General features: G+C 44.7%; 20 protein-coding genes. 5 read left to right on the top strand and 15 right to left on the bottom strand.

Features of this window, described 5'->3' with window-relative positions; all coding sequences use genetic code 11:
* The first annotated feature begins 70 nt into the window (after nucleotides 1–70).
* Complete coding sequence (locus K0625_RS03195; RefSeq protein ID WP_220108345.1) at nucleotides 71–2,290, top strand: S46 family peptidase; 2,220 nt, start codon at nucleotides 71–73, stop codon at nucleotides 2,288–2,290.
* Between the two features lie 272 nt (nucleotides 2,291–2,562).
* Here K0625_RS03195 and rplI read toward each other — a convergent pair whose 3' ends face one another.
* The 4 genes from rplI to rpsF are packed head-to-tail and all read right to left on the bottom strand — an operon-like array spanning nucleotide 2,563 to nucleotide 4,014.
* Entirely contained in the window at nucleotides 2,563–3,015 is a 453-nt protein-coding gene (gene rplI, locus K0625_RS03200; protein WP_012326794.1) for a 50S ribosomal protein L9, read from the bottom strand.
* 26 nt (nucleotides 3,016–3,041) lie between these two features.
* Complete coding sequence (rpsR, locus tag K0625_RS03205) at nucleotides 3,042–3,269, bottom strand: 30S ribosomal protein S18 (RefSeq protein ID WP_005497284.1); 228 nt, start codon at nucleotides 3,267–3,269, stop codon at nucleotides 3,042–3,044.
* Between the two features lie 11 nt (nucleotides 3,270–3,280).
* Nucleotides 3,281–3,586 (bottom strand): primosomal replication protein N, encoded by a 306-nt coding sequence (gene priB / locus K0625_RS03210; protein WP_220108346.1) that lies wholly within the window; start codon nucleotides 3,584–3,586, stop codon nucleotides 3,281–3,283.
* 8 nt (nucleotides 3,587–3,594) lie between these two features.
* Entirely contained in the window at nucleotides 3,595–4,014 is a 420-nt protein-coding gene (gene rpsF / locus K0625_RS03215) for a 30S ribosomal protein S6 (protein ID WP_012326796.1), read from the bottom strand.
* A gap of 233 nt (nucleotides 4,015–4,247) precedes the next feature.
* On the opposite strand from rpsF, the gene K0625_RS03220 reads away from it, so the two are divergent.
* Entirely contained in the window at nucleotides 4,248–4,997 is a 750-nt protein-coding gene (locus K0625_RS03220; protein ID WP_012326797.1) for a DUF481 domain-containing protein, read from the top strand.
* Between the two features lie 106 nt (nucleotides 4,998–5,103).
* On the opposite strand, the gene K0625_RS03225 is transcribed toward K0625_RS03220, so the two are convergent.
* The 11 genes from K0625_RS03225 to zapE all read right to left on the bottom strand — a co-directional run bounded on the left by K0625_RS03225 (nucleotide 5,104) and on the right by zapE (nucleotide 16,589).
* On the bottom strand, nucleotides 5,104–6,429 hold the full coding sequence (locus K0625_RS03225) for an SPFH domain-containing protein (RefSeq protein ID WP_220108347.1): 1,326 nt from the start codon (nucleotides 6,427–6,429) through the stop codon (nucleotides 5,104–5,106).
* Nucleotides 6,404–6,760: a methanolan biosynthesis protein EpsI gene (locus tag K0625_RS03230; protein WP_220108348.1), complete on the bottom strand. Its 357-nt coding sequence runs from the start codon at nucleotides 6,758–6,760 to the stop codon at nucleotides 6,404–6,406. The genes K0625_RS03225 and K0625_RS03230 overlap by 26 nt, the downstream gene beginning before the upstream one ends.
* Before the next feature lie 231 nt (nucleotides 6,761–6,991).
* Complete coding sequence (locus K0625_RS03235) at nucleotides 6,992–8,035, bottom strand: hypothetical protein (protein ID WP_220108349.1); 1,044 nt, start codon at nucleotides 8,033–8,035, stop codon at nucleotides 6,992–6,994.
* Between the two features lie 473 nt (nucleotides 8,036–8,508).
* Entirely contained in the window at nucleotides 8,509–9,246 is a 738-nt protein-coding gene (rlmB, locus tag K0625_RS03240) for a 23S rRNA (guanosine(2251)-2'-O)-methyltransferase RlmB (protein WP_012326800.1), read from the bottom strand.
* A 17-nt stretch (nucleotides 9,247–9,263) separates the two neighbouring features.
* Nucleotides 9,264–11,744, bottom strand: coding sequence for a ribonuclease R (gene rnr, locus K0625_RS03245; protein WP_220108350.1), 2,481 nt, complete (start codon nucleotides 11,742–11,744; stop codon nucleotides 9,264–9,266).
* 60 nt (nucleotides 11,745–11,804) lie between these two features.
* Nucleotides 11,805–12,398, bottom strand: coding sequence for a tetratricopeptide repeat protein (locus K0625_RS03250; RefSeq protein WP_438944487.1), 594 nt, complete (start codon nucleotides 12,396–12,398; stop codon nucleotides 11,805–11,807).
* Nucleotides 12,399–12,671: 273 nt separating this feature from the next.
* On the bottom strand, nucleotides 12,672–13,967 hold the full coding sequence (locus tag K0625_RS03255; protein WP_012326803.1) for an adenylosuccinate synthase: 1,296 nt from the start codon (nucleotides 13,965–13,967) through the stop codon (nucleotides 12,672–12,674).
* Between the two features lie 66 nt (nucleotides 13,968–14,033).
* Nucleotides 14,034–14,222, bottom strand: a complete 189-nt coding sequence (locus tag K0625_RS03260) for a DUF2065 domain-containing protein (protein ID WP_220108352.1) — start codon at nucleotides 14,220–14,222, stop codon at nucleotides 14,034–14,036.
* 160 nt (nucleotides 14,223–14,382) lie between these two features.
* On the bottom strand, nucleotides 14,383–14,775 hold the full coding sequence (gene rpsI / locus K0625_RS03265) for a 30S ribosomal protein S9 (RefSeq protein WP_012141096.1): 393 nt from the start codon (nucleotides 14,773–14,775) through the stop codon (nucleotides 14,383–14,385).
* 14 nt (nucleotides 14,776–14,789) lie between these two features.
* Entirely contained in the window at nucleotides 14,790–15,221 is a 432-nt protein-coding gene (gene rplM / locus K0625_RS03270; protein WP_012326805.1) for a 50S ribosomal protein L13, read from the bottom strand.
* 261 nt (nucleotides 15,222–15,482) lie between these two features.
* Nucleotides 15,483–16,589: a cell division protein ZapE gene (gene zapE, locus K0625_RS03275; protein ID WP_220108353.1), complete on the bottom strand. Its 1,107-nt coding sequence runs from the start codon at nucleotides 16,587–16,589 to the stop codon at nucleotides 15,483–15,485.
* A gap of 114 nt (nucleotides 16,590–16,703) precedes the next feature.
* Here zapE and K0625_RS03280 point away from each other — a divergent pair, with 114 nt between their 5' ends.
* The 3 genes from K0625_RS03280 (at nucleotide 16,704) to degS (ending at nucleotide 19,795) form a co-directional block, all read left to right on the top strand.
* A complete protein-coding gene (locus K0625_RS03280; RefSeq protein ID WP_220108354.1) occupies nucleotides 16,704–17,078 on the top strand; it encodes a ZapG family protein in 375 nt (124 codons plus the stop codon).
* 148 nt (nucleotides 17,079–17,226) lie between these two features.
* The gene (degQ, locus tag K0625_RS03285) at nucleotides 17,227–18,579 is read left to right on the top strand and encodes a Do family serine endopeptidase DegQ (protein ID WP_220108355.1); all 1,353 of its coding nucleotides are present in this window, start codon (nucleotides 17,227–17,229) and stop codon (nucleotides 18,577–18,579) included.
* Between the two features lie 130 nt (nucleotides 18,580–18,709).
* The gene (gene degS, locus K0625_RS03290) at nucleotides 18,710–19,795 is read left to right on the top strand and encodes an outer membrane-stress sensor serine endopeptidase DegS (RefSeq protein ID WP_220108356.1); all 1,086 of its coding nucleotides are present in this window, start codon (nucleotides 18,710–18,712) and stop codon (nucleotides 19,793–19,795) included.
* Nucleotides 19,796–19,798 lie beyond the last annotated feature (3 nt).

Below are 19,798 nucleotides of genomic sequence, written 5' to 3' on the forward strand. Positions count from 1 at the left end.
GTATAAAACTGAGTCAAGCAAAAGGAACCTTATGTTCCCATCCATACAACAACTAAAACAAGGAAAGAACATGCGCAATGCATTGATCTCAGCACTCTTGCTGTCATCTGGTGTCGTATTGGCATCGAGTGACGCATCCGCGGATGAGGGCCAGTGGCAACCTTATCAGATGCCATCCATCGCCGATAAACTCAGTGAGCGTGGCATTAAGATCCCAGCTAAGCAGCTTGCCGATCTTACTCAATACCCGATGAACGCAGTTGTCGGACTCGGGTATTGTACCGCCAGTTTCGTATCACCCCAAGGCTTAGTTGTCACAAACCATCACTGTGCATATCGCGCTATCCAATATAACAGCAAAAAAGAACATAATTACATCGCTAATGGCTTTTTAGCCAAGGGTAAAGAGCAGGAGCCAAGTGCAGGCCCTAACGAGCGCCTCTACATTACCGAAGCGGTAACCGATGTATCAGCACAGATAACCCAAGGATTAAGCCAAGCTCCCTTAATTCGATATGAAGAGATCCAATCTAAACGTAAAGCACTCATTAAAGAGTGTGAGAGCGATGAAAACTACCGCTGCTCGGTTCGCAGCTTTCATAGCGGACTCGAATATTATCTCATCAAGCAGCTAATCATTCGAGATGTTCGCCTCGTCTATGCGCCGCCAAACAGTGTGGGGGCTTTTGGCGGAGATATCGACAACTATGAGTACCCCCGCCACTCTGGCGATTTTACCTTCCTTCGTGCTTATGTTGGTAAAGATGGCAAGCCTGCCGCCTACTCAACAGAGAATGTGCCCTTCACACCTAAAAGCTACCTTAAGATTAATGCCGATGGCGTTAAAGCGGGTGACGGCGTATTTGTTGCAGGCTATCCCGGTTCTACCAGCCGTTACCGCTTAACCAGTGAACTTAAATTTGCCAGTGACTGGCTCTATCCAACATCGGCCGAGCGCTATCAATTACGAATAGACACCATCAAGGCGATGGGTGAGGCAGACAGTGATATCGCCATAAAATATGCGGGCACTTTGGCGTCAATGGCCAACCGCATGAAGAAATATAATGGTTTGCTAGATGGATTCAAAGCCACCGATATCATAGGCATTAAACAGAGCCGTGAAGATGACTTTCTAACTTGGCTCGCTGGCGATAGCACCTATCAGTCATACCGCACTCAATTCGATCAACTTGAAACTCTATTAGAGAGAAAACGTGTCGGCATGCAAAGCCGTCACTACTTCAACAATGCCCAATCGAGTGATCTACTTAATGCAGCCAATAAACTGTATCGCTTAGCAAAAGAGAGGAGTAAGCCCGATAGCGAACGTGAAGAGGGCTATCAAGAGCGCGATATGAAGATGTTCAAAGCGCGCCTAAAGCGCATCGACTCCAGCTTTGATGTCTCTGTTGATAAAACACTTTGGCAGCAAGACTTAGAAGCTTATATGGCCCAAGAGCACCGTGTTGCCGCCTTAGATAAGATGCTCAATGAGGAGGGAAGCTCAAGTCTATCCGATAGACTCGATGGCCTCTACGCCCTTACCTCTTTAACAAACCAAGAGAAACGTCTGGCTTGGGTAGATGCCGATGCCAACGCATTTGAAACCAGCTCAGATCCTTTTATCAGACTCGCGGTCACACTCTACCAAACCAATATGGCTCAAGAGAAAGAGAACAAGACACTTCTGGGTGAACTTTCTCAAGCCAGACCTGATTTTATGAAAGCCATTATCGCCTATAACACAGCCAAAGGTTGGCCTGTTTATCCAGATGCTAACGGCACCCTGCGTATCACCTACGGCATGGTCGATGGTTATCAATCACGTGATGCTCTCTATAAGCAACCATTCACCCGACTCGAAGGGATCGCTGCCAAGCATACAGGTATTGAACCCTTCAATGCGCCTAAGAAGGTGTTAGATGCCATTAAAGAGCAGCGTTACGGAAGCCATAAGGTCGCCTCAGTCATTGAAGACCCAAGCAGCTGGCTCTGTAAACTCTTCTCATGCCTTGATAAGCCTGAAGAGTTCAACTCAGTGCCAGTCAACTTCCTCTCCAGTGTCGATACCACAGGTGGCAACTCAGGCTCCCCCGTATTTAATGGAAAAGGTGAACTGGTAGGACTTAACTTCGACTCTACCTATGAGGCGATCACCAAGGACTGGTTCTTCAACCCAATTATTACACGGGCTGTCCACGTCGATATTCGCTACATCCTCTGGATGATGGATGAAGTCGACCATGCTGATAATCTGATTGAAGAGTTGGAGCTAGTCAGGAATTAAGTTTGAAAAGAGCTAAGGTCTAGATCTTAGGCCCTGGCTCCTACTGCATAGCTGCGAGAACGCCACTACGTGGCTACTAGAGCTCTGCCCTTCGAGATCGCTGACTACGTCAGCTGCTAGACAAAGCAAAGAAAGCTGCGAGTATCAAATTAATGCTCGTAACTCAGTTTACTACAGACATAAAAAAACACCGCCTAATTAGATTAGTGCGGTGTTCTCTTTTAAAGCTTCGTCTCAACGCCTAAGCATTAACACTCGGCTTTAAACTAATATTAGTCTTCTGCAACAACAGAAAGCTTAACAATAGCTTTAACTTCAGTGTGAACCTGAACTTCAACTTCGAATTCACCAGTAGTACGTAAAGCACCTAGTGGAAGACGAACTTCGCTCTTAGCAAGTTCAACACCAGCAGCTGTAACTGCATCAGCGATATCACGGTTACCAATTGAACCGAATAGCTTGCCTTCGTCACCAGCTTTAGAAGCGATAACAACAGACTCAAGTGCGTTGATTTTATCAGCGCGCTCAGTAGCAACCGCTAGATCAGCAGCTAACTTAGCTTCTAGTTCAGCACGACGTGCTTCAAAAACTTCAGTGTTAGCAGCATTAGCAACAACAGCCTTACCTTGTGGCAGAAGGAAGTTACGTGCGTAACCAGCTTTAACTGCAACTTGGTCACCTAGATTTCCTAGGTTAGCGATTTTATCAAGTAAAATAACGTTCATTATTAATTCCTCTAAATTGTTGCGTATTACTGATGTAAATCAGTGTACGGCAGTAGAGAAAGATAACGAGCACGCTTAATAGCGCGAGCTAGTTGACGTTGATATTTAGCATTTGTACCAGTGATACGACTTGGAACAATTTTACCACTTTCAGTGATATAGTTCTTCAAAGTAACGATATCTTTGTAATCGATCTCGGTAACACCTTCTGCAGTGAAACGGCAGAACTTGCGACGACGGAAATAACGTGCCATGTGACAGTCTCCTAAGTTTTCAATTCGACATTTTCAGCGTGTAATACCAAACGGTTTTGACCATTTCGACTCTGTTGAAGAGCGATAAAGCCTTGCACTTCGATATCCACACCAATTTTCAGTTTATCTGTAACGCTTTCAAAGCGTTCGCCACTAAAAATCACTTGCATCTGACAGTATACGTTTCGAAGCATCTCTGCTTCATAACACTGAGATTTGTGTTCCAACATGATCACACTATGTGCGATGCCTGATGGGCTATGAAAGCTTCTAGAACGCGTAATGGTTCCCGATAACACCAAATGGTTTGTGGCCACAAAAAAACTTACTCAGCTGTTTTTTCAGCGGCTTCTGTAACTTCTTCAGTTGCTTCAGCTGGCGCACTACGACGCTCGCCTTCGCTAGCACGGCGTGAATCACGCTCGTCTTTAGCTTTAGCCATTGGAGATGCTTCAGTGATAGCAGCTTTAGTACGCATAACCATGTTACGCAGTACAGCGTCGTTGAAACGGAAAGCTGTCTCAAGTTCTTCAACCGACTCAGCAGTTGCTTCTACGTTCATAAGAACATAGTGAGCTTTATGCAGTTCGATTATTGGGTAAGCCAGTTGACGACGGCCCCAATCTTCTAAACGATGGATTTGACCGCCAGCTTGGGTAAGAATACCCGTGTAACGCTCAATCATGCCAGGTACTTGTTCACTCTGATCAGGGTGAACCAAAAATACGATCTCATAATGACGCATTTTTTGCTCCTTACGGTTATCTAGCCTCGTTGTTGGCTCAGTCAGACCAAATAGAGGCAAGGAACTAATTAAAGTGACTGATTTAAGCCGCGGAATGATACATAAGAAACCAAACCAACTCAAGCTAAATCGTTTAGATAATCACTTTACCCATAAGCGGCATTGTAGGTATGATGTTGGCTTGCCAAAATAGATCCTCACCACATTAAAAAACAATAGTAAGAATAAGAATAATGTTTAGAGCTATCGCAGTACTATTTTTAACTTTCCCCATGACAGCTTGGGCCTTAGTACCACCTGATTATCAAGAGCCGCCAAGCGACTTCACCGCTGAGATTGAAGCTGGCTTTCAGCTCAATACAGGTAACACAGATTCGAGCAGCTTTAACGGTCGAACTAAACTGGTTTATGACACTAAGCAAACTAAGCAGGAAGCGACCTTTAAAGCGTACTTCGCCTCAGATGATGAGAAGACCACATCCGAGAAGTACGATATTCAGCTACAGTCTAACTACAAGTTACAGAGTGACTGGGGCGGCTATGTTTTTGGCCGAGGTGACTTCACCTCTGACAGATTTGGTAGTTACACTCAAATATCCACGGTATCGACCGGTTACGGTTTCGATGCCATTTCAGATATCGATACTAAGCTCAGCTTAGAGATAGGCCCAGGTTATCGATATAATATGCCCATAGAAACAGAAGCTGAGCCAGATCCTGAAGCCAATGCCGATGTGATCATACGTACCGCAATAAAGTTCGAGCAGAAACTACAGGAGTACACTAGTTTAAATGCCGATCTAACCGCCGAAGCTGGTGAAGACAACAGCACGTTAACTCTCGATATGAACTACAAGAATACGCTTTTCCAAGACTGGGCATTTAAGATAGGCGTTAACGTCAAGTACACTGATGTAGTGCCAGAAGGCACTAAGCAGACAGATACCATCACCACATTTAACTTACTCTACACCTTCCAGTAGGCTGTAAAAAAACTAAATAAAAAATGCCATTAGATAATGAAATCTAATGGCATTATTATCCAGTAAAACAAACTAATCAGCCTTTTAATTCGGCCAAATCAAGTCATTACTTTTTCTCTAAACGCTTTTTAAGGTTAAGTGCTGCATCAGCCGCCAATAAACGCATAAACTCAGAGCCATTGCTCTGCTCACCCTGTCCGCCACCTATCATGATCTCAGGCACCAAACGGCTATTGCCTAAACTGTTAAACAGCGCAGTCTGAATTTTTATCTCAGCCTTTAATGTTTCATCGAACACATATTTAGGATCCAGTGCTGCCGACTTAGCACGTTGACGCGCTTCAGCAAGTACATCCATCCCCATAGCTTCTAGACGCTGCTGCTTAAGGATCTCTGCTTGCTCTAACGCCAACTGCGCCTTTACTTCAACACGCTGCTGTGCCGAGATAATCGCATTGGCCTTAACCCTTTCAGCATCGATCTGCTCCTTAATCTTTAGCTTTTCAGATTCAGCTCTCTGTTTAGCGATAGCCTGCTCACCCAGCGCCACTTCGGTGCGTGCTTGCTGCTCAGCCTTCTTCAGGTTTTGTCTCGCCAGCGCTTCATCTGCCGCAGCCTGCTTTTGTGCCTCAAGTCTAGAGTTCACTTTACTCTCGTAGTCGATATCGATAATACTCGCATCAACGACTGTGATCCCATAAGCCCCTAAGATCGGTGCATTACGTAGCTTCTTGCCGTTGCTGCCCTCTTTTATCTTGATCGTGACACGCTGCTGCTTACTTAGATTACTCAGCTCCTCAGATTTCTCATTGCTACTGGTACCAAATATCTGCTCAGTAACAAAAATACCGTTCACTAGCTGATCTGAGAAATCTTGACTTAGTTGACCATTACCACCAGAGTAGTGCTGCTCAACCGACATCATTCTGGCAGATGCTTTTACGTTCTCTGTAGTTGCACGCAGTAGCAGGTTCGAGACTAATGTTTCTTGTGAACCAAACTCCTCATGAATTTTAAGCAGGCCTCTTAACTGCCCCGACTCAGTAGCAGGCACATTACCTGGCAGCCTAAAACGAGCCACCCCTCTTGCATCACCAGTAGTTGTATCAAGAAAGCGGATAGGGATTAATGGCACCAAGGCACTCGCCTTAGCCGCACTATCGCCAGTGAAGTTAATCGAGATCACCTTGTTATAAGCAGAAACAGTACCAAAGGCTTTAAAATAGGGGCCCGCCTGATTAATCACAGTGAGATTACCGGTAAACGCCGATTGATGAACCAGTCGTTCATCGGCTTCATTCCAAGCGATCATCTGCGAAATTAAGGTTGCAATCACGATTAATACAGTGAGAAATGCCGAAATTAAGATGATATTACGACGGCCAATTCGGCTTACTAAACTTCCTTTAGTCTCTTGCACTTGACTCTCCATGTGTACTGCTCTCCATGTTTAATTTCTTTTTGACAAAATAGATGATCTCTTCCTCGCTCAAATGAGTACAGAAACTGCCGGACCTGTGTAGGTCGATAAAGGTCGCCAGTATGTCCTCTTTACTTTGTGCTGTTTTCTCTTCATTTTCTTGATGTTGATTCTTCTCGGTAAGTTGCGTGATTAACTCATCAACAACCGTGTCTTCATCAAATAACACATTATACTCTTTCGCCCTCTTTACCCGACCGCTATGCATATTGCGGTAGATAACATAAAGCGCGGCGCACAAGATAATAATGAGTACACTTAACCCTGTAATATAAAAAAACATAATGTCTACTTATGGTGTTTTGAATATTTGGTGTTGCCGAACAGCGCTACATTAACGCACATATGTTACGACAAACACCATTTTACAGGTTTAAAATGTAAAAAACAGGTTGTAACTGGTATACCCCACTGATTAACAATGGGAATCAATATCTCCATCAGCCGACTGGAGTTTAAGGGGAGAGGGTGTTGCCCTATCTAACAAATTTAATGACTTGTCAGATAACAAGTTTCAAGTATCTTTTAACTGAGTTGGTATTGATTTGTATAGTTCTCCGCATTCTGCTCTAGCAAACCACAATAAAGAATCTAGAAAATCACTATTGTACGGCTCAAAATTGCCATCAAGTCCAGCCAGAGGCGTATTCATTATTTTGTGATCAATCTGCAGGTTATTTAGCCCTCGCTCTTCTCTTAATTTAAAAATACTCAAAATCTCGACAGGTAAGTAGTACTCTAAAGATAAATTCGAAAAGTCGTAGTACCTATTGTTATTGAAACTATCCTGTCGGCATTGATGAGTATGCCTATCACATAAATCGATAATACTTTCAGTCAATTGAAAGGCATCATCCGACTTCCAATTGTCAATAATTTCGTTAAAAATTGGAACGTCATAGGCACACTTAATTTCTTTTTCTAACTGAATATCCGAAATTTCATCATGAGAGTTAAGTAGTCTGATTAGAAAATGCTGTGTCCTCCTCCTGCCAAAATGATCATATCCATCATTGACCATATCATGCTCTAAAGAGAAACTAATTTTGTCTCTTAGCTCTCTGGCATATTCTAACCAGCCAAGAGCTATACATATTCCCAATGTAACTCCCGAACTTCTTAAATGGGATACTGGTTTTTGTTTTCGCTTGCCCTTAAGGAATTGCTCAAGCACCAATTTGTGCTCAATCAATTCCATTCTTAAAGCCCAATAATCATATGTTGCCGCTTCACGAAAAACCTCTTGCCACGTAGCATCACCTTTAAAGCACATTAGATAGGAATCAATAAACCTTTTAGTAGAATAAGAGCTTAAATCTCCTGCCATAGACAACCATGTATATGGCTTAGGCTCGTATTTTAAACCAAGCTTCTTACACATATCTTCATCAGCATGACTAAAAGTAAATCGCTCACCACTAGCGCATTTATCTAACCTCAACTTTTCTTCTGAGTAATCAACATGCCAGTTTTCCAAATTCTTAGTGTAAGTAGGTAACTTTGGGAATCGTTTATAGATCCCTGTAATGTCTTGTTTCAGTTCATTGGGTTTATACATTTAACTCTCGCGATAAATATAGCTAATAGGAGTAGGCTGAATTCAAAATAAGAACACTTGCAATAAAAACAAGCAGCCAGTTTTCTATCACTCTAAGATAACAGTAAAATCAATGAACATCGCTGAGCTAAAATTAAAAAATAACACAGAGGTCATAGCGTTTTAGCTAATGGTAAAATCGAAGAGGTAACCTTCTTGGAAATCAGCCAGTGTAGATACAGCTACGAGCTTCGATTTCAGGGATGAAATCGCAGAGCGTATAGGGATATATTCACAGCGGCTCGCTGAAGTGTCTACACATTAGCACGCTGCAGGCGATTAATACCAATATGGGTACGGCATCCAATCCACCATCAAGTAACTAATAACCAGACACAAAAATGCCGATGAGGACTACTCCACATCGGCATTCAATAACGCAGACTAATACTTAACGGGACAGCCAGAGAAAATTAACCTAGTCGAATTCGCGACTATAGACGCTGGCGTACAGCCTCAAACAAACAGATACCGGTTGCAACCGAAACGTTCAAGCTTGAAACGGAGCCAGCCATAGGGATAGAGGCAATCGAGTCGCAACTCTCACGTGTTAAGCGGCGTAGACCTTTATCTTCTGCACCCATGGCAATCGCCAGTGGGCCTTTAAGATCTGTCTTGTATAGGTCGCTATCGGCTTCACCAGCGGCACCCACTATCCACACACCTTTCTCTTGTAGACTCTTCATGGTGCGCGCTAGGTTCGTCACCTGAAACAGGGGCACCACTTCTGCAGCGCCACAGGCAACTTTACTCACTGTTGGTGTTAAGCCTACTGAGTTATCACGTGGCACGATAACACCGTGCACACCCGCGGCATCGGCATTACGTAGGCATGCGCCTAAGTTATGTGGGTCTGTCACGCCATCAAGAATCAAAAAGAACGGCGTTTCTGTTTTCTCAACTAATGAAAGTAGATCGTTGTCATTAAGTTGTTTCACCGCTTTTACACGGGCTAAAACCCCTTGGTGTTGACCACTGTCTGACTTGTCATCCAATACTTTACGTGCGGCTTTTTGTACGGAAATACCATACTCGGCAGCCATCTGAAGAAGTGATGCCAGGCGTTGATCATCACGACCTGCCTGCACCCACATCTCGATAACTCTTTCAGGGCTATGCTTTAGTACCGCTTCAACAGCGTGGATCCCGAAGGTGATATCTTGTTTTTTCATCTAATACTGTCTCTACTCTACGACTTACTGACTTTAGCTTTGCGCTTAGCCGAACTTTTCTTTGCTGAAGACTTTTTCGCCTTCGACTTCTTCGCTGCTGACTTTGCTTTACCTGCAGAGCTCTTGGCTCCACCGCTTTTATCTGTTTTAAAGCTCTTTTCGCCAGTGGCTTTAGCTACACCAGACTTTGAGCGTGAACCGCGACGTTTAGGCTTGTCACTCTTATCCGCCTTGGCGAGCTTTGCTCCCTCGGCATTGACGCGCTCTCTCGCAGTCATCGGCTTTTTACCACGACTTGGGCGTTTTGATCTGCCCTCTTCGCCCGCCATCATCAGATCAATTTGACGATCATCAAGATTAACGCCTGCGACCTTAACCGTGACAGAATCGCCCAGTTGATAGGTTTGACCTGAAGCTTCGCCCACAAGACGCTGACGCATATTATCATATTGATAGTAGTCACTTCCTAGACTTGAGATATGCACTAAGCCATCGATAAACAGCTTATCGAGACGAACGAACATGCCAAAGTGAGTCACGGAAGCGATGACAGCTTCAAACGTATCACCAACATGATCGCGCATAAACTCACACTTAAGCCAGTCACTAACGTCACGAGTCGCTTCATCGGCGCGGCGCTCAGTGGTTGAGCACTCTTCGCCTAACAGATCCAACTCCTCAATCTGATAGTTGTAACCACCATCTGGCGTCCACTTCTCTCTGGCTTCTCCACGCTCTTTCGCCAGCAAGTAACGGATCACTCGGTGTAAAATAAGATCCGGGTAACGGCGAATAGGTGAAGTAAAGTGAGAGTATGCTTCAAGTGCTAAACCAAAATGCCCTTCATTATCTGGGGTATAGGTCGCCTGCTTCATAGAGCGAAGCAGCATGATCTGAATAAGCTCAGCATCGGGCCTGTCAGCAACCTGTTCCATAATCGCTTGATAGTCTTTAGGGCTTGGCTCTAAGCCTCCCTCCATCGTCAAACCACGCTCTTTAAGGAAATCCTTGAAGTTAGTTAGCTTCTGCTCAGAAGGCGATTCATGTACACGGTAAAGCACTTCGCCTTTATGCTTCTTAACAAACTTCGCCGAGGCAACGTTAGCCAAGATCATGCACTCTTCGATGATCTTGTGGGCTTGGTTACGGTTACTCGGTACTATGCTGTCGATCTTACGATCTGCATTAAAGACAAACTTGGTCTCAGTCGTTTCAAATGCGATAGCACCACGCTCAGCGCGGGTCTCATCTAAGGTTAAGTACAGAGATTGCAAGGTCTGCAGATGCGGGAAGATAGGCTTAAGCTTGTCACTGACCTCTCCTCCCTCAAGCATATCGGCAACTTGAGTGTAAGTAAGGCGTGCATGTGAGTGCATCAGTGCTGGATAAAACTTATAACCTGACAGTTTACCCGCTGCAGAGATAGTCATCTCGGCCACCATACAGAGACGATCAACTTGTGGCATTAATGAACATAGTCCATTAGAGATCTTCTCCGGCAGCATAGGGATCACTTGCGATGGGAAGTAGACAGAGTTACCACGACTACGCGCTTCTCTATCCAGTGCAGATTCGGTGCGAACGTAATGGCTCACATCGGCAATCGCGACCCATAAACGCCAGCCGCCACTCTTTTTCTTCTCTGCATAAACCGCATCATCGAAATCTCGAGCGTCTTCACCATCTATGGTAACTAAAGGTAGTTGACGAAGATCGACACGACCTTTTTTGTCATCTTCAGTCACTTCATCGGGAATAGCACGCAGCTTCTTCTCAATCAGGCCAGACCATTTATGGGGAAGATCGTAGTTACGCAGCGCGATCTCAATCTCCATGCCTGGTGCCATCTGCTGTCCAAGCACTTCTGTCACCTTACCGGCCGCTTTTACGTAGCGTCCAGGACGGCGAGTCAGCTCAAGTACAACAATATCTCCCTGACGGGCACCAAGACGGTCCTCATCGGGAATTAATATCTCTTGAGTTATGCGCTTATCATCGGCAATAACAAATGCCATACCTGAATCCATATGGAAACGGCCCACTAAGGCAGCGGCTCTTTGCTGAACCAAACGCACGATTCTGGCTTCACGACGTCCTTTGCGATCGACACCGGCTTTCTGAGCCAATACCTTATCGCCATGGAAATACATCAGCATGTCACGGTTGTTAATAAAGAGGTCATCGCCACCCTCTTCTAGCTTGAGGAAGCCAAAACCATCTTTGTGCCCTATGATGGTTCCTGTTAACAGATCCATTCTTTCTGGCAGGCCATAAGCTTGGCCACGGGTAAAGACAAGCTCACCGTCACGCTCCATTGCACGAAGTCGACGTCTTAAGGCTTCAATGTGTTCTTCACTTTCAAGCTTAAGTGCTGCGGCAATGCGTTCACGGTTAAGGGGTGATTTTTCAGAGCGCAGGTAATCTAAAATGTACTCGCGGCTAGGAATTGGGTTTTCGTAATTTTCTTGTTCACGCTTTAAATGCGGATCTTTGATCATTCAATGTCTCAAATTTATGCCCAGAACACTATCTGGGTAATACAAATCAATTTGTATTATTTATCGGGATTTCAGGTGTTGCAGCTTTATCTTAGCAACTATGCTCGGTGGTATTTTCTCTTCGAGCACCTTCAATAATTCGTAGGCTTCTTTCTTAGTCGCCTCATCACTAAATACGTCGTTGTACAGCCAGTGGTATCCCAGCTCAAAATCTCTGTAGCTGCCATACCCTTCACCAAACAGTCTCACTAACAACATACGGGCGGGGAGATCGCCGCTTGCCGCTGCCGGTAACACATAATGCACGGCGCGCTCTTTATCTTGGAATACAAAGGTACCATGATAATAATATTCAGCAATTCTCACCATCGCCTCGGCACTGCCTTGAGCCACTGAATCTCTCAATAGTGCCATCCCTCTAGGAGGGTTTGCTTTTACACAGATGCCATAATTTAACATCTCACCCCAGAGATATTGATAGAGCGGCTGTTTTAGCACTTCGGCTCTTGCTTCGATATCCTGGACTAACTGGCAATCATCCCCTTCAACACGGGTCAGATATTGCTTGCTACGAATAAGCTCAATAAGCTGCTCCTGACTGTAAATATCTACAGCTTGGGTTTCAGCCTGGCTAGACAAAGGCGCCAGCAGCATCAAGATAATTATCGATGCAGAACGTGGCAAACTTGCTATAAAACCTATCGATGCTTTTAAAAACATGGCTTTTCTCACAAAATATTTATCAGTGTAAGTAGCGATGAGACACAACACTCAAGGTGTTAAATGTGTTGTCTCATCCATACTTACTCTTCCTATCCATAATAGCTCATCGGCAATATGGTTTTTTTCTTAAGGCTTGCGATCCCTAAGTGACTTAAAAGTGCACCTCCTTAAAATAAAAAGGCCGCTTAACGCGGCCTCTATACATTAACTAAACGGATTCACTAGAATCATGGTCTCGTTTCTGTCGGGACCCGTTGAGATAATATCGATTGGCGTATCAAGTAACTCTTCTAGACGCTTGATGTAGTTAAGCGCTGCTTGTGGCAGTTGCTCTACAGATGTTGCGCCGAAAGTGTTCTCACTCCAGCCAGGCATAGTTTCAAGTACTGGAGTCACCTGCTCGTAGCCTTCAGCTGCAAGTGGCGTCACAGTAGCAACACTGCCATCTGGGTATTGGTAACCCACACAGATCTTAACCTCTTCAAGACCATCTAGAACATCTAGTTTGGTCAAGCAGAAACCGCTGATGCTGTTGATCTGCACTGCACGCTTCATGGCAACAACGTCTAACCAGCCTGGACGACGCTTACGACCAGTAGTTGCACCAAACTCGTGACCTTTAGTACCTAAGTGATCACCAATTTCACATTGAAGTTCAGTTGGGAATGGACCAGCACCAACACGAGTGGTGTAGGCTTTCATGATACCCAAAACATAATCAAGGTGACGTGGGCCGAATCCAGAACCTGTCGCCACACCACCTGCGGTAGTGTTTGAAGAGGTTACAAATGGATAAGTACCGTGGTCGATATCAAGCAGTGTACCTTGTGCGCCTTCAAATAGAATTGGCTCACCAGCTTTACGTGCCTGATCAAGAAGCTCAGTTACGTCAACACACATGCTCTTCAAGTAGTCAGCAATCGCAAGCGCATCTTTCAATGTCTCTTCATAATCGACTGCTTCACACTTGTAGTATTCAGTCAGCATAAAGTTGTGATAAGCCATCACCTCTTTTAGCTTCTCTGCAAATAGCTCTGCATCAAACAGATCGCCAACACGAAGACCGCGGCGTGAAACCTTGTCTTCATAAGCAGGACCAATACCACGACCCGTTGTACCGATAGCATTATTACCGCGCGCTTTTTCACGAGCAATATCTAGAGCACAATGGAATGGAAGGATGAGTGGACATGCTTCAGAGATAAGTAGACGCTCCTCAACAGGAACTCCACGCTCTTTAAGCATTTTAATCTCAGTCATCAGCGCGTCTGGTGCAAGCACCACACCGTTACCAATAATGCATTTTACATTATCGCGTAAGATCCCTGATGGAATAAGATGAAGAACGGTTTTTTCGCCATCGATCACAAGAGTGTGACCAGCGTTGTGGCCACCTTGATATCGAACGACATATTTTGACTGTTCGGTAAGAAGATCGACTATCTTACCCTTTCCTTCGTCACCCCATTGGGTGCCGAGAACTACGACGTTTTTGCCCATTATTTGCTGCACGGTAGTGGTTAAAACGGGATTTTAGCAGATCTATAGGGGCGGTAGGCAAGCCCTTTATGAAAAAATAATCAACAAAACGACACCTGAGGTAACTAAAGCACCGCCTAATCGTTGCAGAAGTTGCTGATTTTGGTTAGAAATTTCCTTTAAATACGCCTTCCATCGATTGGGAAATAAAAATGGTCCAATTCCCTCAATAATGAGCACAATTCCCAACGCAAGCATGATTAGCTGTAGAGACATAATTTAGAATTCCGGGTAGCGTACAGTCATTAAGTTTAGATTAAGAAAACAGCACATTTTGTCTGTAGATATTATACAAAGTATACCGATGACAGCCACAAATTTGAGGCAATAAAAAACCCAGCATAAGCTGGGTTTTTTGTATTCTGAAAGCGAAAAATTAACGCTTAGAGAATTGTGGCTTACGACGTGCTTTGCGTAGACCAACTTTCTTACGCTCAACTTTACGAGCATCACGGGTAACGAAACCAGCGGCACGTAGAGAAGGACGTAGAGACTCATCAAGTTCCATCAACGCACGAGTAATACCGTGACGAATAGCACCTGCTTGGCCAGTGTTACCACCACCCTTAACAGTTACAAAGATGTCTAACTTGTCAGTCATTTCAACTAGCTCAAGTGGCTGACGAACAACCATACGAGAAGTTTCACGACCAAAATATTGATCTAGAGGAAGTTGGTTAACAACGATGTTACCAGTTCCTACTTTCGCGAATACGCGAGCTGTAGATGTTTTGCGACGGCCTGTGCCGTAGTACTGAGTTGCAGCCATTAGCTTAATCCCGTTTAGATATCAAGAACTTGAGGTTGTTGTGCAGCGTGGTTATGTTCTGTACCAGCGTAAACTTTAAGTTTACGGAACATGGCACGTCCTAAAGGACCTTTAGGTAACATACCCTTAACTGCTTTCTCGATAATCATTTCAGGCTTATGATCTTGCAGCTTTTCAAAAGTGATTTGCTTAATACCACCGATGAAACCCGAATGCGAGTAGTACACTTTGCCTTTCGCTTTATTACCAGTGACAGCAACTTTCTCAGCGTTAATAACGATGATGTAATCGCCGGTATCAACATGAGGTGTATACTCTGGCTTATGCTTACCACGTAGACGTGTAGCAATTTCAGTAGCGATACGACCTAAAGTTTTACCTTCAGCGTCAACGACAAACCACTCGCGAGTGACTGTCTCTGGTGTAGCAGTAAAAGTAGTCTTCATTTACAAAAACCCAATGTTAAAATTCTGTCTCAAATGTTTTCACCATCATTGGTAAAAAACACAAATAGTGCCATTCCCCGCCCCTTCGAGCAAAGAATTAGGCTTTACAACTTCCGTCATATCGACGGAGTAACGAGGGCAGGTGGCGGATTATAGACAAAGCTGAGCTAAAAATCACCTAATTTTTACAATCTAGGTAAATTAATTCGTCGCTAATGACTCTCTCGCCAATATGGGTGGCTAACAGTCTCTTTTATCCAGCTATGGTAGATGCTCTAACGCGAGATAATCATGGGATTGCATCTCGGTTAAGCGAGAGCGACAGCGCCTAAACTCGAAGGTTAATAAACCTTGGGTATAGATCTCCTCTAAAGAGACCTCTGCCGATAGGATCAATTTGACGTTTCGTTCATAAAACTCATCCACCATGGCTAAGAATCGCCGTGCGATATCATCTCCAGTGGATTTGTCTCCCATCTGTTCAACCCCACTGAGCAACACAGTGTGGTATAAACACGCCAGCTCCATGTAATCACGTTGACTTCTGGGCCCATCACATAGATCCCTAAAGTCGATAAGTAATACGCCTTGAGCCTGCTGCCTTATCCCTATGTTACGACCATCGATATCGATATCACTCCTCGACACCTCTGACTCGGGAGCCAACTTTTCGAAATAGCTAAGTAGGTTCTTATCCGCTTGAATATCCAGAGGGTAGTGATAGATCTCCGCTTGCTCCAAAGTACGTAAACGATAATCGATGCCAGAGTCGACATTTAAGATTTGGCAATGCTTATTAATAAGTGCAATCGCAGGCAGAAAACGCGCCCGTTGCAGACCATTGCGGTAAAGCTCATCGGGAATAATGTTTGAGGTAGCAACCAGTGCCACTCCCTCTTTAAACAGGGCTTGAAATAGTGTCCCCAACAACATGGCATCAGTAATATCTGAGACAAAAAACTCATCGAAACAGATCACCTGATATTTATCCGCCATCTGCTTAGCGATAATGAGCAGAGGATCTCGTTGCCCCTTTAGATTGTCGAGATCGACATGGACCTGATGCATAAAACGGTGAAAATGTGCCCTGAGCTTCTTATCACCTGGTAGTGAGTCATAGAAGGTATCCATCAGATAGGTCTTACCACGACCAACACCACCCCACAGGTATAAGCCCTGAACCGTTTGCTCCTTTGCCCCAAGAAAAGAGAACAGTTTACGAAAACCCGTTGGTTTACTGTTCGCAAGTTGGATCTCATCATAAACACGTTGCAGGCTTTTCACAGCTTGCTCTTGCGCACTATCATGGGAAAAGTCATCTCGGGTCAGATCTTGCTGATAATGTTGCCATGGTGTTGGTTGGGGCACGTCGATTGATCTCTTCTATCCTTAAAATTCATCTAAATGGTACCATGCTAAGAATAGTCAATGTTACTATTGTTTTAATCATCACTGTCGATGATTTATATAGAGGATTCATATATGGAATGGCCATTAGTTGTTGCCACTTTTGTACTGGGTATCGTTTTAGGTTATGTGATCAGAACCATTTTCGCGAAAAATCACGAGTCCAACGATAAAGATGAGGCCCTTGAACAAACTCGCTTAGAATTGAGTCAACATAAGCAAGAGGTAACAGATCATTTTGAGGATCACTATCAGCAACTTGCTGAGCTTACCGAGCAGCTTAATAAGGTTAATAAGAAGTGGAATGAAGCAGCAAATACTTTAGCGCCTAAAAGCAGCGTTAAGCCACTGGCCACACTCACTAGTGACAAAGCGGAGCATACGAAACAACAAGAGCAGGCAAACGAACTCGACAGTCAAGACGTCATCATTGTGAACCCAAATAATTAACCTTTGTTAATAAAGGTGAACTTTCATTACATCTCTTAGGTCGGACTCTGTAACAATTGATTTGTGATCACTTCTTGAAAAAGTCTAGGTAATCCCTAATATCCATTAGTGATCATATTTCCATATCCGACATTGGAGCCATGAATTAATGAAAACGAAATTAAGCTTACTCTCAGCCGCATTATTAACGGCATCCCTAACCTTAACACCAGCGATAAGCCAAGCGGCTATCCCTATGGCTGTTGATGGTGAGTCAATTCCAAGCCTAGCGCCTATGCTTGAGCGTACGACTCCTGCTGTAGTTGCGGTTGCCGTTGAAGGCACCCATGTTTCTAAGCAGAAGCTTCCCGATGCTTTTCGCTATTTCTTCGGCCCTAATGCACCACAAGAGCAGGTGCAAGAGCGACCATTTAGAGGCTTAGGCTCAGGTGTGATCATCGATGCTAAAAAGGGCTATATCGTCACGAATAATCATGTGATTGATGGCGCCGATGAGATCTTAATCGGCCTACATGACGGCCGTGAGGTAGAGGCTAAACTGATTGGTGCCGACGCTGAATCTGATATTGCACTGCTGCAGATAAAAGCTAAAAACTTAGTAGCGGTTAAGCGCGCCGACTCTGATGAGCTTAAAGTGGGTGACTTTGCTGTTGCTATCGGCAACCCCTTTGGATTAGGCCAGACGGTCACATCGGGTATTGTCAGTGCAATGGGTCGCAGTGGTCTGGGCATAGAGATGCTTGAAAACTTTATTCAAACCGACGCAGCTATCAATAGTGGTAACTCTGGTGGCGCACTCGTCAACCTTAATGGCGACCTCATCGGTATCAACACCGCCATTGTTGCACCTGGAGGCGGTAACGTAGGTATTGGATTTGCTATCCCAGCTAACATGGTCAACAACTTAGTCGACCAGATCATTGAACATGGCGAAGTACGCCGCGGCGTATTAGGCGTATCGGGCAGAGATCTCACTAGCGAACTTGCTCAAGCCTTCGGTCTCGATACCCAACATGGTGGTTTTGTCGATCAGGTAATGGAAGATAGCGCCGCTGAAGATGCTGGTATTAAAGCTGGCGATATTATCGTTAGTGTTAACGGACGCAAGATCAAAAGCTTCCAGGAACTTCGCGCAAAAGTCGCGACGATGGGTGCTGGGGCTAAAGTTAAATTTGGCTTAATCCGCGATGGCGACTCCAAAACAGTATCGGCCACATTGGGTGAAGCGAGTCAAACCACAGAAGCTTCCGCAGGCGCAGTTCATCCTATGCTCGCAGGAGCTGCACTGGAAAATGGCGATGATGGTGTCGAGATCACCGATATTGCCCAAAACTCACCAGCCGCAGCTAGCGGGTTGCGTAAAGGGGACATCATTGTTGGTGTAAACCGCAGCTCAATAGATAATCTCAACTCACTTAAAGCTAAGCTAAAGGAGCAGCAAGGTACGGTGGCACTTAAGATACAAAGGGGCCATAGCAGCCTTTTCTTAGTGCTCAGATAAAGCGATAAATCTATCACGGCTAATCTCCTGTGTTAGCCGTGATGAATAGATGAGGGGATTATCATTCCTCTCATGCTTATTCACAGCAATCGTGTTAATCTAATTCAAATTTTGCTTAACTCTCTCAAATATGGCTATAAAAGACACACTCTTATACGTCGGTAAGGCAGTTACTTTCGGCCTGATTATGGCGGCTGTCTTTCTGTTTGTTACCCCGCTTCTCACCGATAACAGCTCTTCAAATCTATTTTTTCAAAAGCGTGGTGATAATGGCTTTGAGCTCTCATTTTCTAAAGCGGTTAGGCGCGCAGCGCCAGCAGTAGTCAACATCTATAGCTTAAGTGTTAATCGCAATCAGCCGCTCAACTCAGGCTCACTTCAAGGGCTTGGCTCAGGTGTGATAATGAGCAAAGAGGGCTATATTTTGACAAACTATCATGTTGTCAAAAAAGCCGATGAGATTGTTGTAGCGCTTCAGGATGGACGAAAATTTACCTCTGAAGTTGTCGGCTCAGATCCTGTCACCGACCTTGCCGTATTAAAAGTTGAGGGTGACACCCTTCCAATAGTACCGATTAACTTAGGTGTGCCAGCTCAAGTTGGCGATGTGGTGTTAGCGATAGGTAACCCATACAACTTAGGGCAAACCATTACCCAAGGCATTATCAGTGCGACGGGACGAAACGGCTTGAGCTCTGGCTATTTAGACTTTTTACAAACCGATGCCGCCATTAATGCCGGTAACTCAGGTGGAGCGCTTATCGACACCAGCGGCCAGCTTATCGGTATCAATACTGCCGCTTTCCAGATTGGCGGAGAGGGAGGCGGGCATGGGATTAACTTTGCTATCCCCATCAAGCTCGCCCACAGTATTATGGGGAAACTGATCAAAGATGGTCGAGTTATTCGTGGTGCGCTGGGAATAACTGGTGAACCTGTTGGCCCTGTTATCGCCCAGATCCTTAATCTTCCAGATCTAACTGGTGTGGTGATAACCGGCGTCGATCCCCATGGGCCCGCAGCTCAAGCTCAACTGCAAGCTAGAGATGTGATCACAAAATATGAGGGCGAAGCGGTTCCCGGTGTAGAGATGTTGATGGATAGAATTGCAGAATCTACGCCGAATAAACAGGTCACCATGACCATTATTCGTAAAGGTAAGGTATACGATGTACCTGTCACTATTGGTGAAAATGTCGTTGAAGAAACAGACTAGTTT

This window comes from Shewanella nanhaiensis, assembly GCF_019457885.1.
GTDB lineage: Bacteria > Pseudomonadota > Gammaproteobacteria > Enterobacterales > Shewanellaceae > Shewanella > Shewanella nanhaiensis.

What these genes read in the sequence shown, in the direction of transcription:
- rpsI (WP_012141096.1), bottom strand. Translation starts at nt 14,775, where the DNA reads ATGGCTGCAACTCAGTACTACGGCACAGGCCGTCGCAAAACATCTACA.
- K0625_RS03225 (WP_220108347.1), bottom strand. Translation starts at nt 6,429, where the DNA reads ATGGAGAGTCAAGTGCAAGAGACTAAAGGAAGTTTAGTAAGCCGAATT.
- K0625_RS03260 (WP_220108352.1), bottom strand. Translation starts at nt 14,222, where the DNA reads ATGTCTCTACAGCTAATCATGCTTGCGTTGGGAATTGTGCTCATTATT.
- rplI (WP_012326794.1), bottom strand. Translation starts at nt 3,015, where the DNA reads ATGAACGTTATTTTACTTGATAAAATCGCTAACCTAGGAAATCTAGGT.
- degS (WP_220108356.1), top strand. Translation starts at nt 18,710, where the DNA reads ATGGCTATAAAAGACACACTCTTATACGTCGGTAAGGCAGTTACTTTC.
- rpsF (WP_012326796.1), bottom strand. Translation starts at nt 4,014, where the DNA reads ATGCGTCATTATGAGATCGTATTTTTGGTTCACCCTGATCAGAGTGAA.
- rplM (WP_012326805.1), bottom strand. Translation starts at nt 15,221, where the DNA reads ATGAAGACTACTTTTACTGCTACACCAGAGACAGTCACTCGCGAGTGG.
- K0625_RS03250 (WP_438944487.1), bottom strand. Translation starts at nt 12,398, where the DNA reads ATGCTGCTGGCGCCTTTGTCTAGCCAGGCTGAAACCCAAGCTGTAGAT.
- K0625_RS03230 (WP_220108348.1), bottom strand. Translation starts at nt 6,760, where the DNA reads ATGTTTTTTTATATTACAGGGTTAAGTGTACTCATTATTATCTTGTGC.
- K0625_RS03195 (WP_220108345.1), top strand. Translation starts at nt 71, where the DNA reads ATGCGCAATGCATTGATCTCAGCACTCTTGCTGTCATCTGGTGTCGTA.
- degQ (WP_220108355.1), top strand. Translation starts at nt 17,227, where the DNA reads ATGAAAACGAAATTAAGCTTACTCTCAGCCGCATTATTAACGGCATCC.
- K0625_RS03235 (WP_220108349.1), bottom strand. Translation starts at nt 8,035, where the DNA reads ATGTATAAACCCAATGAACTGAAACAAGACATTACAGGGATCTATAAA.
- rpsR (WP_005497284.1), bottom strand. Translation starts at nt 3,269, where the DNA reads ATGGCACGTTATTTCCGTCGTCGCAAGTTCTGCCGTTTCACTGCAGAA.
- K0625_RS03255 (WP_012326803.1), bottom strand. Translation starts at nt 13,967, where the DNA reads ATGGGCAAAAACGTCGTAGTTCTCGGCACCCAATGGGGTGACGAAGGA.
- K0625_RS03220 (WP_012326797.1), top strand. Translation starts at nt 4,248, where the DNA reads ATGTTTAGAGCTATCGCAGTACTATTTTTAACTTTCCCCATGACAGCT.
- rnr (WP_220108350.1), bottom strand. Translation starts at nt 11,744, where the DNA reads ATGATCAAAGATCCGCATTTAAAGCGTGAACAAGAAAATTACGAAAAC.
- rlmB (WP_012326800.1), bottom strand. Translation starts at nt 9,246, where the DNA reads ATGAAAAAACAAGATATCACCTTCGGGATCCACGCTGTTGAAGCGGTA.
- K0625_RS03280 (WP_220108354.1), top strand. Translation starts at nt 16,704, where the DNA reads ATGGAATGGCCATTAGTTGTTGCCACTTTTGTACTGGGTATCGTTTTA.